Origin of the sequence: Bacillus salacetis (assembly GCF_003581585.1) — a bacterium.
Lineage (GTDB): Bacteria > Bacillota > Bacilli > Bacillales > Bacillaceae_B > Rossellomorea > Rossellomorea salacetis.
In genome coordinates this window covers 48,836-62,510 of record NZ_QXIR01000014.1, presented here as the reverse complement: position 1 = coordinate 62,510, position 13,675 = coordinate 48,836, and the positions used below count along the sequence as shown (strand labels likewise).

13 protein-coding genes are annotated in these 13,675 nt (G+C 44.6%); 6 read left to right on the top strand and 7 right to left on the bottom strand.

Going from position 1 to position 13,675, the window contains the following annotated elements; genetic code table 11:
• The first annotated feature begins 74 nt into the window (after positions 1 to 74).
• Complete coding sequence (locus tag D3H55_RS11585; protein WP_119547080.1) at positions 75 to 602, top strand: superoxide dismutase family protein; 528 nt, start codon at positions 75 to 77, stop codon at positions 600 to 602.
• A 137-nt stretch (positions 603 to 739) separates the two neighbouring features.
• Positions 740 to 982, top strand: a complete 243-nt coding sequence (locus tag D3H55_RS11580; protein WP_119547079.1) for a hypothetical protein — start codon at positions 740 to 742, stop codon at positions 980 to 982.
• A 43-nt stretch (positions 983 to 1,025) separates the two neighbouring features.
• Here D3H55_RS11580 and D3H55_RS11575 read toward each other — a convergent pair whose 3' ends face one another.
• The 5 genes from D3H55_RS11575 to D3H55_RS11555 all read right to left on the bottom strand — a co-directional run bounded on the left by D3H55_RS11575 (position 1,026) and on the right by D3H55_RS11555 (position 5,756).
• A complete protein-coding gene (locus D3H55_RS11575; RefSeq protein WP_119547078.1) occupies positions 1,026 to 2,039 on the bottom strand; it encodes a YeiH family protein in 1,014 nt (337 codons plus the stop codon).
• 234 nt (positions 2,040 to 2,273) lie between these two features.
• Positions 2,274 to 2,861 (bottom strand): SCO family protein, encoded by a 588-nt coding sequence (locus D3H55_RS11570; protein WP_119547077.1) that lies wholly within the window; start codon positions 2,859 to 2,861, stop codon positions 2,274 to 2,276.
• 54 nt (positions 2,862 to 2,915) lie between these two features.
• On the bottom strand, positions 2,916 to 3,923 hold the full coding sequence (locus D3H55_RS11565; protein WP_119547076.1) for an aliphatic sulfonate ABC transporter substrate-binding protein: 1,008 nt from the start codon (positions 3,921 to 3,923) through the stop codon (positions 2,916 to 2,918).
• A gap of 308 nt (positions 3,924 to 4,231) precedes the next feature.
• Complete coding sequence (locus D3H55_RS11560) at positions 4,232 to 4,984, bottom strand: ABC transporter permease (protein ID WP_119547075.1); 753 nt, start codon at positions 4,982 to 4,984, stop codon at positions 4,232 to 4,234.
• The gene (locus tag D3H55_RS11555; RefSeq protein ID WP_119547074.1) at positions 4,968 to 5,756 is read right to left on the bottom strand and encodes an ABC transporter ATP-binding protein; all 789 of its coding nucleotides are present in this window, start codon (positions 5,754 to 5,756) and stop codon (positions 4,968 to 4,970) included. The genes D3H55_RS11560 and D3H55_RS11555 overlap by 17 nt, the downstream gene beginning before the upstream one ends.
• Positions 5,757 to 5,942: 186 nt before the next feature.
• Between D3H55_RS11555 and D3H55_RS11550 the strand changes: the two genes are divergently transcribed.
• From D3H55_RS11550 to D3H55_RS11540, 3 genes are all read left to right on the top strand, one after another.
• A complete protein-coding gene (locus tag D3H55_RS11550) occupies positions 5,943 to 8,132 on the top strand; it encodes a DNA topoisomerase III (protein WP_119547073.1) in 2,190 nt (729 codons plus the stop codon).
• 285 nt (positions 8,133 to 8,417) lie between these two features.
• Positions 8,418 to 9,395 carry a nuclease-related domain-containing protein gene (locus tag D3H55_RS11545; RefSeq protein ID WP_119547072.1) on the top strand — a complete coding sequence of 326 codons (978 nt, stop codon included), beginning with the start codon at positions 8,418 to 8,420 and terminating at the stop codon, positions 9,393 to 9,395.
• Between the two features lie 203 nt (positions 9,396 to 9,598).
• Entirely contained in the window at positions 9,599 to 9,793 is a 195-nt protein-coding gene (locus tag D3H55_RS11540; protein WP_119547071.1) for a hypothetical protein, read from the top strand.
• A 30-nt stretch (positions 9,794 to 9,823) separates the two neighbouring features.
• Here the strand turns inward: D3H55_RS11540 and D3H55_RS11535 are convergent, their stop codons facing one another.
• Positions 9,824 to 10,264, bottom strand: a complete 441-nt coding sequence (locus D3H55_RS11535; RefSeq protein WP_119547070.1) for a GNAT family N-acetyltransferase — start codon at positions 10,262 to 10,264, stop codon at positions 9,824 to 9,826.
• Positions 10,265 to 10,287: 23 nt separating this feature from the next.
• Complete coding sequence (locus tag D3H55_RS11530) at positions 10,288 to 11,517, bottom strand: MDR family MFS transporter (RefSeq protein ID WP_420808747.1); 1,230 nt, start codon at positions 11,515 to 11,517, stop codon at positions 10,288 to 10,290.
• Positions 11,518 to 11,626: 109 nt separating this feature from the next.
• Between D3H55_RS11530 and D3H55_RS11525 the strand changes: the two genes are divergently transcribed.
• The gene (locus D3H55_RS11525; RefSeq protein ID WP_119547068.1) at positions 11,627 to 13,402 is read left to right on the top strand and encodes an SgrR family transcriptional regulator; all 1,776 of its coding nucleotides are present in this window, start codon (positions 11,627 to 11,629) and stop codon (positions 13,400 to 13,402) included.
• The last annotated feature ends 273 nt before the right edge of the window (positions 13,403 to 13,675 follow it).

Sequence of the window (13,675 nt, the reverse complement as noted above, 5' to 3'; positions counted from 1 at the left end):
AGTAAGACATTCACGAATTTGGGCGTAACGACATATCATAGTTGGCAGAAGAAGCATGAGTGAGGAGTGATATTATGACTAATTATTATGGTGTTCAGCATGGCTGTTATTATGGGTACCCGCCATACCGGTGTGTTCCTTCCATTTCCTTTGCCCAACTGGAAGGGGGGCCATTGGCTCCCGGCCTTAAGGGGCTTGTCATCTTCAGGGAGGTTCCAAACGGAACAGAGGTTTACGTGGAAGTGAACGGGCTCCCTCAGTTCAAGCCCGCGGAAGGGAATCAAGCTCCAATCGGACCACATGGGTTTCACCTTCATGAAAAAGGGAACTGTGAAGTCGGGGATGAAACTGAGCCATTCAAAGCAGCGGGTGGTCATTGGAATCCAACAAACCAGCCTCATGGAAACCATGCGGGTGATTTCCCGGTCCTGTTTTCGAACAACGGATATGCCAGGATGACTTTTTTTACAAATAAGTTCAGTCCGCAGGATGTTGTGGGGAAAGCGGTCATCATTCATCAAAGTCCTGATGATTACCGGTCACAGCCCTCGGGGGATGCAGGCAAGCGTCTGGCTTGCGGCCTGATTGCCAAATATCAATGACCGTGAAAGAGTACAGTTGGAATGTACTCTTTTTCCTTTTTTATCTATGCGAATTAATATCTACGAAACTTTTCCTGGACTAACCCCGTATATAAATATACATGGTGAAGATAGAAAGGAGAAAAGGAGAAGGAATGATGAAAAAAGCTTTAATCTTCTTTGTGAGTTTCCTCGTGATCTTTTCAGCTTTACAGCTTATTTCGGGGCTTGTCCTCACCGCCTTGTATACCCCTGACATAGGCGCAGTCGGGGAGATGGACATGCCTTTGTCGAGCGGGACCACATTCGGACGGAGTTTCACTGTTCCCGGAGTCATATTATTCCTTGCCGCGGGATGCGCATCTTACTTTATTTCAAGGACATTCAGGACCGGAAGTTGATACAACCGAAAAAAGCTCAGCAGAGACTGAGCTTTTGCTATTTCTATAAATATATGATCATCAGCAGACTGATCACAGAAACGGTTAAGGATGCCACAAGTCCGGCAATCAGCGGCTTGAACCCCAATTTGGCGAATTGCTTCAAGTTGACCTGAAGGCCGACCGCTCCCATCACCATGATGATGATGAACTTGGCGATGTCTGTAAGGAACTCTTCAAACTGAGAAGGAATGATTCCGAACGAGTTAATGATGCTGACTGCCAGAAACATAAGGACGAACCAGGGGAATGCCTTCTTTGCAGCATTTGATCCGCTCTGCGCATTTGTTTTTAACAGAAGGGGCAGCACCAGGATCAGTGGAAGCAAAAATAAAGTTCTTGCCAATTTTACAGTAGTGGCGACCTGTCCGGCATCATTTCCATACACATATCCGACAGCGATGGAAGAGGAAGTATCATGTACGGCTGTACCTGCCCAGATCCCAAACGCTGTTGCACTTAGGTCAAGGAGATGACCAATTACAGGATAAGCGAAGAATGCAATCAAGTTAAAAAAGACGATGATTGAAATGGCATAGGCTGTTTCGTTATCATCAGAGTCAATGACCCCTTTGACAGCTGAAATGGCGGTTGCCCCGCAAATGCTTGTTCCAACCCCAATGAGCAGTGCCAGTTTGCGGTCCATATTGAGCAGCTTGCCCAACCAAACTGTTATGGCAATTCCCAAAATCACAGAAACAAGGATGATTAACAGCGACTGGCGTCCGATATGAAGGATGTCAGTAAAGCTGAGGCTGACACCAAGCATGACCACTGCTGCCTTCAAAAGCTTTTTCAATGTCAGTGAGAGTCCGGGTTGAAAAACCTCATGAACTCCCATTGTATTATTGATGATGATGCCGATCACAATGGCAAACAGTATGCTTCCTACGAGAGGGAAAAGGGTTCCGAGATATTTAGCACCGCCTGCTATAAGTAATAATAATGTAATGCCGCCGCTCCACTTAGGAAGCCGGTCAGCCAGTTTGTTTTTAAAAGCGTATTGCAACTTATTCACTGCTCCTCTATAGTTAAGGCTGTTTTCGCATTTTTTGCTGCTCTCGGGAAGATCCCAAGAGCCCGATTTCCCCCCTGTATTCAAAAGTCAGAAAATCCGGATTGCAGGGGGCTTTTTCGGTGAATTACCATACTTTGCATTTATGATAAATAACAGCAAAGTTTACAAAAAGAGCCTTTATTAAACACTCCTGAACAAAATCTACATTAGTATTTTATCAGAAGCCGGGGGGAATTAGTTCAATTTCTTGATGTCGGCAATGATTTCCTCAAAAGGAGGATCGCTGACACCTTCATATTGTTTTAAAACCGTTCCATTATCGCTGACTAAATAAAAGGATGTTCCATGGACGAATTGGTTTGAACCATCCACCTTCGCAGCAGGGGAATTAAATGACCGGTTGGCGAATAATTCGATGTCTTCCTGTGAATAACCGGTAAGGAATGTCCATTGCTTTAAATCCGCCTGGTAACGCTGACTGTATTCTTTTAAAGCATCAGGGGTATCATTTTCCGGATCGATACTGAATGATACCAGTTTTACGCCGCTTTCAAGATTTTCCTCTTTGAGCTTGTTTTGCAGATGTGCCATGTTTGCCGTCATTGGAAGACAGACCGTGTCACAGTTCGTGAAGATGAAATCAGTAATCCAGATGCTGCCCTTGAGATCTTCGAGATCCACCTTTTCGCCATCCTGATTGACGGCTGAAAAGCCCTCAACCTCCATACTCATCGGAAACGATTCTTCAATATCCTCCCGGCTGGTACAGCCGGTGAACAAAAGGCCAGCCAGCAAGAGAAGTCCTATCTTAAGCCATTTCATATTTGTCCCTCCGTTAAAAAGGGCTGATCCGGATTCTGGATCAGCCTCTCTTCATTATTGAATGAATTGTTTATCAATCAGGTCACTGAAGTCAGGTTTTTCTTTAAGGAACTTCAATTCATATGAAGAATCTGCGAAAGCCTGGATTGCTTCGGAATCTACTTCATAAGTGAAGCCGATTCTTTCCCATGCGTTATCCACAACTTCTTTGCTTAATTCCTGGTTGGTGACTTCTTTTACATCCTTGATTGTGATTTCCTTTGCTTCTTCAGGATTTTCCTTGATGAATTCTGCCGCCTTTTTATGGGCATCGACGATATTCTGGATGCGTTCAGGGTTCTTCTTGATCATTTCACCTGATGCGACTAATACAGAAGCCGGAAGTGTTTCACCAAAAGAGATTTCATCTGCATTGATGATTACCTTCGCGCCGGTTTCCTGCTCAAGGACAGCTGCCCAAGGTTCAGGTGCAACCGCGATATCAACCTTGCCAGTTTCGAACATTGCTTGGTATTGGGCAGGGTTGCCTGTGATGTGTTTCATTGTCCCGCCGATTCTTTCAGACGTTATTCCCATATCTTTAAGGAATGTTTCAACCTGGACGTCATGAGTGCATCCTACACGGGGGGTGATGAATGTCTTGCCGGGAAAATCTTCTGCGGAATCAATGCCGCTGTCCGCTCGTGCAAGGACGACCGTTCCGCCAGTGGAGCCTCCGGCGATGATTTTTACATCAGCTCCAGTAGAGTAGTTGTTCATGGCAGGCCCCGGACCAACAAGCCCGGCATCGATTTCACCTGTTTTAAGAGCTGTCATGAAAGATGCTCCATCAGGGAAGGTTTTATACTCAACAGTTGTTCCATCGCCAAGCTGTCCTTCGTAATAGCCCTGGTCTTTGGCAACCATTGCAGGGACGTGGTTGATATTAGGGAAGTAACCGATTGTCACGGTCCCGCCTTCGCCTGACTCACCGGATCCTCCAGCTGAATTTGATGTACCGCATCCAGCAAGCAGCCCTGTGAACGTTAACAGAATGGTAAAAAATAAGAATGCCTTTTTCATAGTTGTACCTCCTAAGTTAGTGTTGAAAATGAGTGTGTTCGGAATTCACCTGCAAGTGCAAAGTGATATTCGGTTTTTCTCCTGGCGGTAAACCAACATCCGCTTGCTGCATTCGCCGTGTTTCTTATATCTCATGCGTAAGCCTTCCAGTCCGTACGCGCTGAACGGGCCCTTTCCGCTTTTTAATCAATCCAGCTCCAGCGCCTATCCCCTCGGGGTCATAAGCCGATCCGCCATGAAGGGTAAAGAGCACCCTTCCCGCCGGCCCGGCTTATGCCTGTCGGGGCTGTTCAAGGCGCATCCGCTTTTTATTGCAATCCCCAGCGTTTCAGGACAGATCTCTCTATACGCGAGAAAATCAGCTGGTCTACGATTGCGCCGATGACACCAATGATGATCATGACGCCGATGACCAGTGACATATCACCGAAGTCTGAAGCATAACGGAGGGTGTACCCAAGACCCGGGCCTGTACTTAACAGTTCACCGGCCATCAATGCTCTCCAGGCAAATGCCCAGGCAAGTCTCGCACCTGTGACTGCGTAAGGTACGGAAGCAGGGAGGGTGACCCTGATGAATAAGTCGATCCCTTTTGAACCCATGGTCTGTGCTGCCCTTGTAAACAACGGTGAAACGTTTTTGATCCCTGTGCGGATGTTGAGGGCCATGACGAAGGTTCCGCCAAGCACGACAACAAAAATGACAGCTGTTTCATTCATACCAAACCACATAATGGCCAAAGGAAGCCAAACGATACTTGGCACGCTTTGGAATGCGAGAAGCAGGGAACCGAGTGTTTCATCTGCTGTTTTGGATTTTGCCAGCAGGACACCAAAAGAGGTTCCTATCAACAGGGCGATCCCAAGACCTATGAACAGCCGTCTGAAGCTGGCAATCAGGTCATAGACCAGGGTCAAATCGGAAAAACCGATTTTTAATGACTGATAGACATCCGTAGGGGCAGGGAGAATGATTTTCGGCCATAATCCCAGTCGGGCTCCACCTTCCCAAAGCAAGAGTACTACGGCAAAAAATAGTATCTTTTTAACTATTGGCTTCATATGCTAATTCCTCGCTGACTACTTTATCGATTTCTTTTTTGAGATGGACCATGATTTCTTCTTCGATGGCGATCATCTCTTCTTTATGTTCTTCACGCGGACGGGGGATATCCACCTTAATGTCCGCAATGATGGTACCGGGACGCGTACCCATGACGATGATCCGGTCTGAAAGCTTAATGGATTCAGAGATGCTGTGTGTCACGAACATCACCGTTTTTTTCGTATCCATCCATATTTGTTCCAGCTGTATGTGCAGACGGGAGCGGGTCTGTTCGTCAAGCGCACCGAATGGTTCATCCATCAAAAGAATTTCAGGATTCATCGCCAGAGCCCTGGCAATTGCCACACGCTGCTGCATCCCTCCGGAGAGTTCATGTGGATAATGGTGAAGGTAATTGCTCAACTGGACCATTTGCAAGTATTTTTTTGCCTGCTCTGCAGCATCCTTTTTAGACATCTCTTTTTTAAGGGGAAAAGTGACATTATCCAGGACATTCAACCAAGGAAATAATGCTGCCTGCTGAAAGACCATTCCTCTGTCTTTGCCTGGCTTTTTAATTGTTTTCCCTGCTGCTTCGACAACGCCGGATGAAGCGGAGTCCAGGCCAGCCACAATATTCAAAAGGGTGGATTTTCCACATCCTGACGGCCCGAGAATCGAAACAAATTCCCCTTTTTCAATGGAGAGGCCGATGTCCTTTAGAACTGTCACAGGCTGGCCGTCCTTATCATTAAAGTGTTTGTTGAGACCCTCTATATTTATAAACATATTAATCACCTATTCTCATAATTCATATAAAACAAGTCGGAATACAAAGGTTAATTATATTCTATTCTGGTTAATTGTCAAGGATAGCCTATTTTTCAGGCCGGAAGTCCCTCCTTAAATTGTGAGAGGGAATCCTGTATAATGAAGATACTATGCGCTCGTTCGCAAAGGAAAGGATTGTTTGGATTGAGTAAAACGTTAGTATTAGCTGAGAAACCTTCAGTCGGCAGGGACATAGCTGCCGTTCTGAATTGCCATAAAAAAGGGAATGGTTTTATCGAAGGAGACAAATATATCGTTACATGGGCATTGGGCCACCTTGTCACACTTGCTGAGCCTGATGCGTATGACAGCAAATATCAGACCTGGAGAATTGAAGACCTGCCTATGATGCCCGAAAACCTTAAACTCGTGGTCATCAAAAAAACAGGCAGACAGTTCAATTCGGTCAAGAGCCAAATGAGCCGCCAGGACGTGAAAGAGATCGTCATTGCGACCGATGCCGGCCGTGAAGGGGAGCTTGTAGCCCGCTGGATCATTGAAAAAGCAAGGGTGAACAAGCCGATTAAGCGGTTGTGGATTTCTTCTGTAACCGATAAGGCCATAAAGGAAGGATTCCGTAAACTAAAGAGCGGGAAAGAATATGAAAACCTGTATGCTGCTGCACAGGCACGTTCTGAAGCAGACTGGTATGTAGGGATGAATGCTACGCGTGCCCTGACAGTGAAGCATAATGCCCAGCTGTCCTGCGGAAGGGTGCAGACGCCGACACTTGGGATCATCGCCAAGCGTGAGGAAGAAATCAAACACTTCAAGCCCAAACCTTTCTATGGGTTAAAAGCAAAAAGCAGGGACCTGATCCTCACCTGGAAGGACAGCAAGACCAATGAATACCGTACTTTTTCAAAAGAATTTCTGGAGAAATTAGAGGGGAAGCTGAAAGGCGGGAAGAAAGCGAGCGTGACTTCAGTCGATAAAAGCCTGAAGAAAAGCTTTTCTCCACAGCTGTATGATCTGACTGAGCTCCAGCGTGATGCACATAAGATTTTCGGTTATTCTGCAAAAGAAACATTATCGATCATGCAGAAGCTGTATGAACAGCATAAAGTCCTGACATATCCAAGGACAGATTCACGACATCTCTCGAGTGATATTGTTGATACTCTGAAAGACCGTATCCAGGCGGTTTCGATCAAACCCTATAACCTGCTTGCGGCTAAAGCGATGAAGAGTACCGGGAAATTAGGAAAAGCATTTGTCGATGACAGCAAGGTGTCCGACCACCATGCCATCATTCCAACGGAACAGACAGCATTCTTGAATTCTCTGAGTGACAAAGAACGAAAGATATATGATCTTGTGGTGAAAAGGTTCCTGGCCATGTTCCTGCCTCCGTTTCAATATGAACAGACAACCATCGAAGCGGAAATAGCCGGTGAGAAATTTGCAGCCAAGGGTAAACGCATCATCGAGCAGGGATGGAAGGAAATTTTCGACCGCCAAGGCGTCAGTGAAGATAATGGAGAAGGACTGGCGGACCAGACCCTGCCCAAGATTGAAAAAGGCGACGTTTTGTCTGTTTCTTCTATTGAAAGAACAACTGGTCAGACCCAGCCGCCAAGCAGGTTCAATGAAGGGACGCTTCTATCTGCAATGGAAAATCCAAAGAAATACATGGCTGGCGAAAATCAGGACCTCATCAAAACCATCAGTTCTGCCGGGGGCTTGGGAACAGTCGCCACCCGTGCGGATATCATCGAGAAATTATTCAACTCTGGCGTGATTGAAAACAAAGGGAAATCCATCATGATCACCTCGAAGGGGAAACAGCTTTTGGATCTGGCCCCCGATGAATTGAAATCGCCTGCCCTGACTGCCGAATGGGAGCAGAAGCTTGAAGCCATATCAAAAGGCAAACTGAACAAAAGTGCTTTTATCAGTGAAATCAAGGATTACACAAAAAAATCCGTCCATGAAATCAAAAACAGCACCAAAAAGTTTGCGCATGACAATATAACAGGAACGAAATGCCCGGATTGCGGCAACTTAATGCTGGAAGTCAAAAACAAGCATGGCAAAAAGCTTGTTTGCAAGGACAGGGAATGCGGCTACCGCAAAAACGTCAGCAAGAAAACCAACGCCCGCTGCCCGAACTGCCACAAACGTCTGGATCTGCGCGGGGAAGGTGAGGGCCAGATGTTTACATGTGTCTGCGGCCACCGGGAAAAACTTTCTACCTTCAATGAAAGAAAAAAGAAAGAAAAGAACAGCAAGGTATCCAAACGGGACGTCAATAAGTATATGAAGAAGCAGGATGACGCCCCTGTCAACACCGCCCTTGCTGACGCACTCGCCAAACTCAAACTGGATAAATGATCATTTGCTGCCCCCAGGCTTCTGCCTGGGGTTTTTTTGCTGGGTAGGGGCGGTTGGGTGCGTCGTGGAGTGGGGTTCTGTGTCGAAGCGTGTCGGTTGGTCGATAAACCTGGAAAAACGCTGATAAATCTGAAGAATCGCTGATATATCCCAAAAAACGCTGATAAGTTCGTTAGAATCGCCGATAAATTCCAAAAATCGCTGATAAAAAAATTCTATGAGAATTTAAAGGGATTAGCTTTTTGAAGGAGAATCATAAAAAGAACTAATTAAAGAGGTGATGCAATGATTATTAAAGAACGGGATAAACCAATTTTTTTAACTAAATTGGAAGCATTAAATAGGCGTCTGTCAATAAACCATGAGAAAAAGGGGGTAGTAAGCCAGCATCTTATAAATCGTTCGGCAGGATATAAAGGAGAACAAAGTTTGGATTACTTTATAAGCTTTTTATCGGAAAGCGAATATCATATTCTACACGGTTTAAGGTTATTTGATGGAAAAAATTACTGCCAGATTGATACCCTCCTAATTTCCCGGAAAGTTATTATTGTTTCAGAAATTAAAAGAATGGCAGGAACACTAAGCTTTGATCCTGACTTTAATCAATTTAAAAGAATAACTGAAGAAAACGTAGTAGAGCCCTATAACGATCCTATTGTTCAAGTTGAAAGACAGAAATTCCAGTTGAATAAGTGGTTGCGGCTGAATACTATGCACGCCAACCTCCCAATAGAAACACTCGTAATAAGTACATCCAATAAAGCGATTCTCCAGACTACCCACGGAAATAAAACTGTCCAGGAAAAAGTGATCCATAAAGAATACTTCCCTTTTAAAATCAGCAAGCTGGAAAAGCAATATACTGAAAAAATTATTAGCACTTCCGGACTCCATTTTCTTTCCAACCTCCTCTTACAAAGCCACACTCCTCAAATTCCTGACATTCTAAATAATTATGATATTTCTCCAACAGAAATCTTAACTGGTGTTCATTGTCCAGGTTGCGATTACCTTCCTATGAAAAGAAAGAAGGGAAGATGGGTGTGTCCAAAATGCGATTCAATTGCTAAACACGCTCATATAAAAGCTTTGATCGACTATTCGCTTTTGATATGTCCAAAAATTACGAATGCAGAAGCGCGTCGATTTTTGAGGATCGACTCCAGTTCAACTGTAAAACGATTATTAGGGGCGACTTGTACAAGGTTTCAAGGAAATAATAAATCCCGTCTTTATTTATTGGAGAATCTAAAAGAATGAATTAGGGGGAAACGCCGATAAAATCCTAAGAATCGCTGATAAATTTCTAGAATCGCTGATAAATTCCAAAAAACGCCGATAAATCCCAGAATCGCAGTCGCCGCTCGAATCAAAAATACACGTTTAGCCATTTGTCATTTTGTGGTACTAAGAAGAATACAGATGAAAAGAGGACGGTTGGTATAGAAAGGGGTCTGTTGAAGATGGCAATGTGGATTTGGATTGCAGCGGGTGTTTTGGTGCTCCTCGCAGTGGTGGAGGAAGTGATTTACTTTGTGTTAAACAAGCAGCTGGGATTGGAACGGGAGTCGAAATGGAAGAAATTCAAACTCCTGATGCATAAAGGTACGGCCTTTTTTAAACGAGAGAAAAAACAGCAGGACAGCCAGTCGGCATAAATAAAGCTTGAGACCGCGGTCTCAAGCTTTTTATAATGTAACTTTCATGAATTTGCTGACATCCCGGAAGCCCATTTGTTCGTACAGCTTCACGGCTTTTTCATTGTGGGTATAGACATTCAGCCTTACATCATTGTAGCCATTGTCTTTGAATCTCTTAAATGCCTCTTCGATAAGCAGTATGGAGTAGCCTTTTCCGCGAAATTCCTGCTTCACATACAGGTCATTGATCCAGCCGACTTCATCACCGGTGAGGTAGTCAAATGCCTTGTCTATCATGATCCAGCCAAGGAGCACATCCCTTTCTTTTAAACAAAGGAAATAGGCATTATGCTTTAATGAATGCTCATAGGTCTCTATCATTTTCTGTCGGTTGTCTGGGGCATCAATATTTGCAGCTTCTCTTCTATTATCCCCTGCCAGTTCATAAATCTCTTCCAATTCTACATCAGTTGCTTTTATCCATTCCATGATAAACGTCTCCCAAAGTCAGTTTACTTTGATTTTAACATGAACTTCCTTAAAACAGGAAAGCTGGAAATTCCGGACATCTTCTGCAGGGATAATTGTGCCGCTCCTCCAGCCAGAAGGAAGAATGCAGATAGTGAAAACAATGCTGCACCGCCCCATTCTATCAGTATCAATCCTCCAAGGAAAGGCCCCGCCATCCGGGAAATGTCCCAATGGGTTCCGTATATCGCAAAGTAGAGTCCGCGTTTAGTGGAAGGGGCTATCTCTGAAATATGATTGAGGAGCCGGTTCAATCCCAGGCTTTCGGCAATCGTCACCATCAACTGTGTAAGGATGAGCAGCAGCAGCGAAGTCGATAAGCCGTATGACAACGCTGAGATAAAATAAAGGCTGTAGGAGAGAATCAGGATTTTGTTTAATGAGAATCTTCTGCTCCACCTTACCAGTGGAATCTCAAGCAGTATGCACATAACCGCTTTGATGGAGGCAAGCGTTGTAAGGACCGCCAAAAAATCAGGAAACAAATCTTCTAGATAAATGCGGTAATTGGTTTCTGTCTGTGCGTAGAAAAAGCTGATCGGCAGGCTGAAAACCATCAAGCTGAAAACATACGAATGTTGAGATAGAAAGGATTTCAGTTTTAGTCTGTGAATCTCATTATTTTGTTCTTCTCCATCAATATCAGGTATTGTTTCGGGCAGTTTGAAAAAAACAACAGCCAGGTAAATCATCAATGCGGCGGCCTGCAGTCCAAAGATGATCCCGGGGTCCCGGGTATAGACGAAGTAGCCAATCACCGGTCCGAGCGCCATTCCAGCTGCACCGACCGTGTTGATCAGAGCAAAAACCTCAGGGCGGATCCCGGCCTCAACTGAATCGGCGATTTGTGCCCGCTGTGCGGGGATGTATATAGACCGGCCGGCTCCATTCAGGATGTAGAGCAAGGAGAACAGCCAGACCGATTTTGCAAAGATAAAGCCCGCCATTGCGCCTGCCTGCAAGAGCAGTCCGGCAACAATGATTTTTTTCCTTCCCATCCGGTCAGTCAGTCCGCCTCCTAAAAAAGTGATGATAATCTCTGATAATGGCTGCAAACCGACGATCACCATCGGCAGGAGAACATTTCCGTCAAGTTTGTCGTAAAGATAGATGATCAGAAAAGGAGCCAGCATGGCCCCCGTCACACTTGTCAGCATTTCTCCAAAGATCCGGATCCAAACCAAACCCGGATAGCGATTCAAAAGCTTTCGCACCATCATTCATCAGTCCTTTCTTGTAGATTTATTTTAGTAGGAAGGAAAAAGATGAAAAAGGGTAGAAATACTAAATAAAACACTTCATCTTTTAAGGAAGGAATCTTCTATGAAAACGTTAGAACATTATGCGCGATTATTTTCATTTTTAAATACAGATTTGGAAAAGGAAAATGAACTTTCCCTTTCCGCTGTTTCCGAGGTATTGTTTTGTACGCCAAGGAACAGCAAGCTGACCATTCAAAAGTGGGAGCAGGAAGGATGGATAAAGTGGTCTCCAGGCAGGGGAAGAGGAAATAAATCAACTCTTTCATTTTTGAAGGAACCTGCAGATCTTTTGTTTGATGAAAGCAAGACTCTTGTTAAAAAAGGGAAGCTGGCGGGAGCCCAGGAGATGATCAGTGAATACAGCGGGAAATTCGGTGGTCTGGAAGAAAGGTTTGAGCTATGGCTGGATACACTATTTGGATACAGTGCGGAATCAAAAAATGACAAGCCCCGGGATGTATTGAGGCTGAAATATGGAAAACAGCCATTTTCTCCGCTCGACCCCATGCTTGCCAGCCTTAGGTCGGAATGCCATATTCTAAAGCATGTTTGTGACACATTGGTTTTATATAATGAAGAAAAAGAAGTGGTAGAGCCGCGTCTCGCCTTTCACTGGGAGCATAATCAAGCGGGAGATGAGTGGACTTTTTATATAAGGAAAGGCGTGAAATTTCATGATGGAAACCGTTTGACCTCCGAAGACATCCAGTACAGTTTCCATCGTTTTCAGTCGTATGAGGATAATCCTTACCAGTGGATGCTGGCAAATGTAGAAGAGACGGTTATCTTAGATGAATATGCCCTTAAGCTGAAGCTGAATCATCCCAACTTTCTGCTTCTTCATATTTTGAGTGATGAGCATTTATCAATTGTAAGCAAGACATCCGACAGTGCCGTTTTTCAAGAATCACTCATTGGAACAGGGCCATTCCGCCTCGTGAAAAATAATGGTTCGATGCTGGTGCTTGAAGCGAACGAATACTATTTCAAGGAACGGCCGTTTCTGGACGCGGTCGAGTTCTGGAATGTGCCTGAGGAGACCGGGGACAGGACACCAGGCAGAACAGAAGTGGAATTCGGTTACTATCGTGAAAAAGACGAGGGAGACAAAAGCAGGAAAAGAGTAAAAAGGGTGGAGAGAAATGTGCAGTTCCTGTCTTTCAACGGCAGGAAAGCGGGACCGATGGGTGATCCTTTATTTCGCCTTGCTTTAAAAGCTATTATTGATCCAGCTGTTCTTGTAGAGGAACTGGGGGAATTTCGCCAGGAAGCAGCTGCCGGTTTTTTAAAGGCCTATTCAAATGAGGGTTCAAAGGAAATCCAGAAGATTCTTGAACAGAGTATATTTAATGGGGAGGAGCTGTTTCTGTATACCTTCCAGGACAGGGATCATGTGGAGGATTCCGAATGGCTGAAACAGCGATGCAGCCGATTTGGAATCAACATTAAAAATAACTTCCTTCCAGCAGAGGAGCTGCTAAAAAAGGAGAACATCGAAAAAGCCGATATCATCCACGACAGTGCCACAATCACCGAGCAGGAAGATTTCAGTTTTCTGCAATTGATCCTGGCTGAAACCAGCCCGATCTGGCACCATCTCCCCGAGGAGCAAAGAGAGATTATTTTGAATGAGGTCAATCACCTGAAAAGTTTATCCAATCCAGAAGAACGGATGAAGAAGCTATATAATATAGAAGAAACGTTACTGGAAGACTGTCATGTGCTGCCGCTGTATAAAAATATGTCTGAGCTGGAAAGCGATGAGGATATTCAGCAGGCCATGATCAATTCCCAGGGATGGATTGATTTTTACCGCATTTGGTTTAAAAGAAAGTAAGGATTGCCGGGCGATGAGAATCGTCCGTTTTTTTATGTTGGATGGGAGGGAAAGCGGGCGCAGTTGTGTACTCCTCTCTCACTTTCCGCCATGAAACAACAAAAGTTGCTGTAAAAATATAAATTTTCAGAAAATATATTGACTTTTCAAGGGTTTCACGTTATCTTTTGATTGTAGGTATATAACAAAATAAACATATCACGAATAAAAAGCGTTATATAAAATGGAAGATGACTAACAGGGGAAGGGTCATGGTCAAATAAAGGGGGAAAC

Coding starts and splice junctions, on each gene's coding strand:
- D3H55_RS11585 (WP_119547080.1), top strand. CDS start 75: ATGACTAATTATTATGGTGTTCAGCATGGCTGTTATTATGGGTACCCG.
- D3H55_RS11535 (WP_119547070.1), bottom strand. CDS start 10,264: ATGGAATGGATAAAAGCAACTGATGTAGAATTGGAAGAGATTTATGAA.
- D3H55_RS11555 (WP_119547074.1), bottom strand. CDS start 5,756: ATGTTTATAAATATAGAGGGTCTCAACAAACACTTTAATGATAAGGAC.
- D3H55_RS11560 (WP_119547075.1), bottom strand. CDS start 4,984: ATGAAGCCAATAGTTAAAAAGATACTATTTTTTGCCGTAGTACTCTTG.
- D3H55_RS11540 (WP_119547071.1), top strand. CDS start 9,599: ATGGCAATGTGGATTTGGATTGCAGCGGGTGTTTTGGTGCTCCTCGCA.
- D3H55_RS11565 (WP_119547076.1), bottom strand. CDS start 3,923: ATGAAAAAGGCATTCTTATTTTTTACCATTCTGTTAACGTTCACAGGG.
- D3H55_RS11570 (WP_119547077.1), bottom strand. CDS start 2,861: ATGAAATGGCTTAAGATAGGACTTCTCTTGCTGGCTGGCCTTTTGTTC.
- D3H55_RS11525 (WP_119547068.1), top strand. CDS start 11,627: ATGAAAACGTTAGAACATTATGCGCGATTATTTTCATTTTTAAATACA.
- D3H55_RS11580 (WP_119547079.1), top strand. CDS start 740: ATGAAAAAAGCTTTAATCTTCTTTGTGAGTTTCCTCGTGATCTTTTCA.
- D3H55_RS11545 (WP_119547072.1), top strand. CDS start 8,418: ATGATTATTAAAGAACGGGATAAACCAATTTTTTTAACTAAATTGGAA.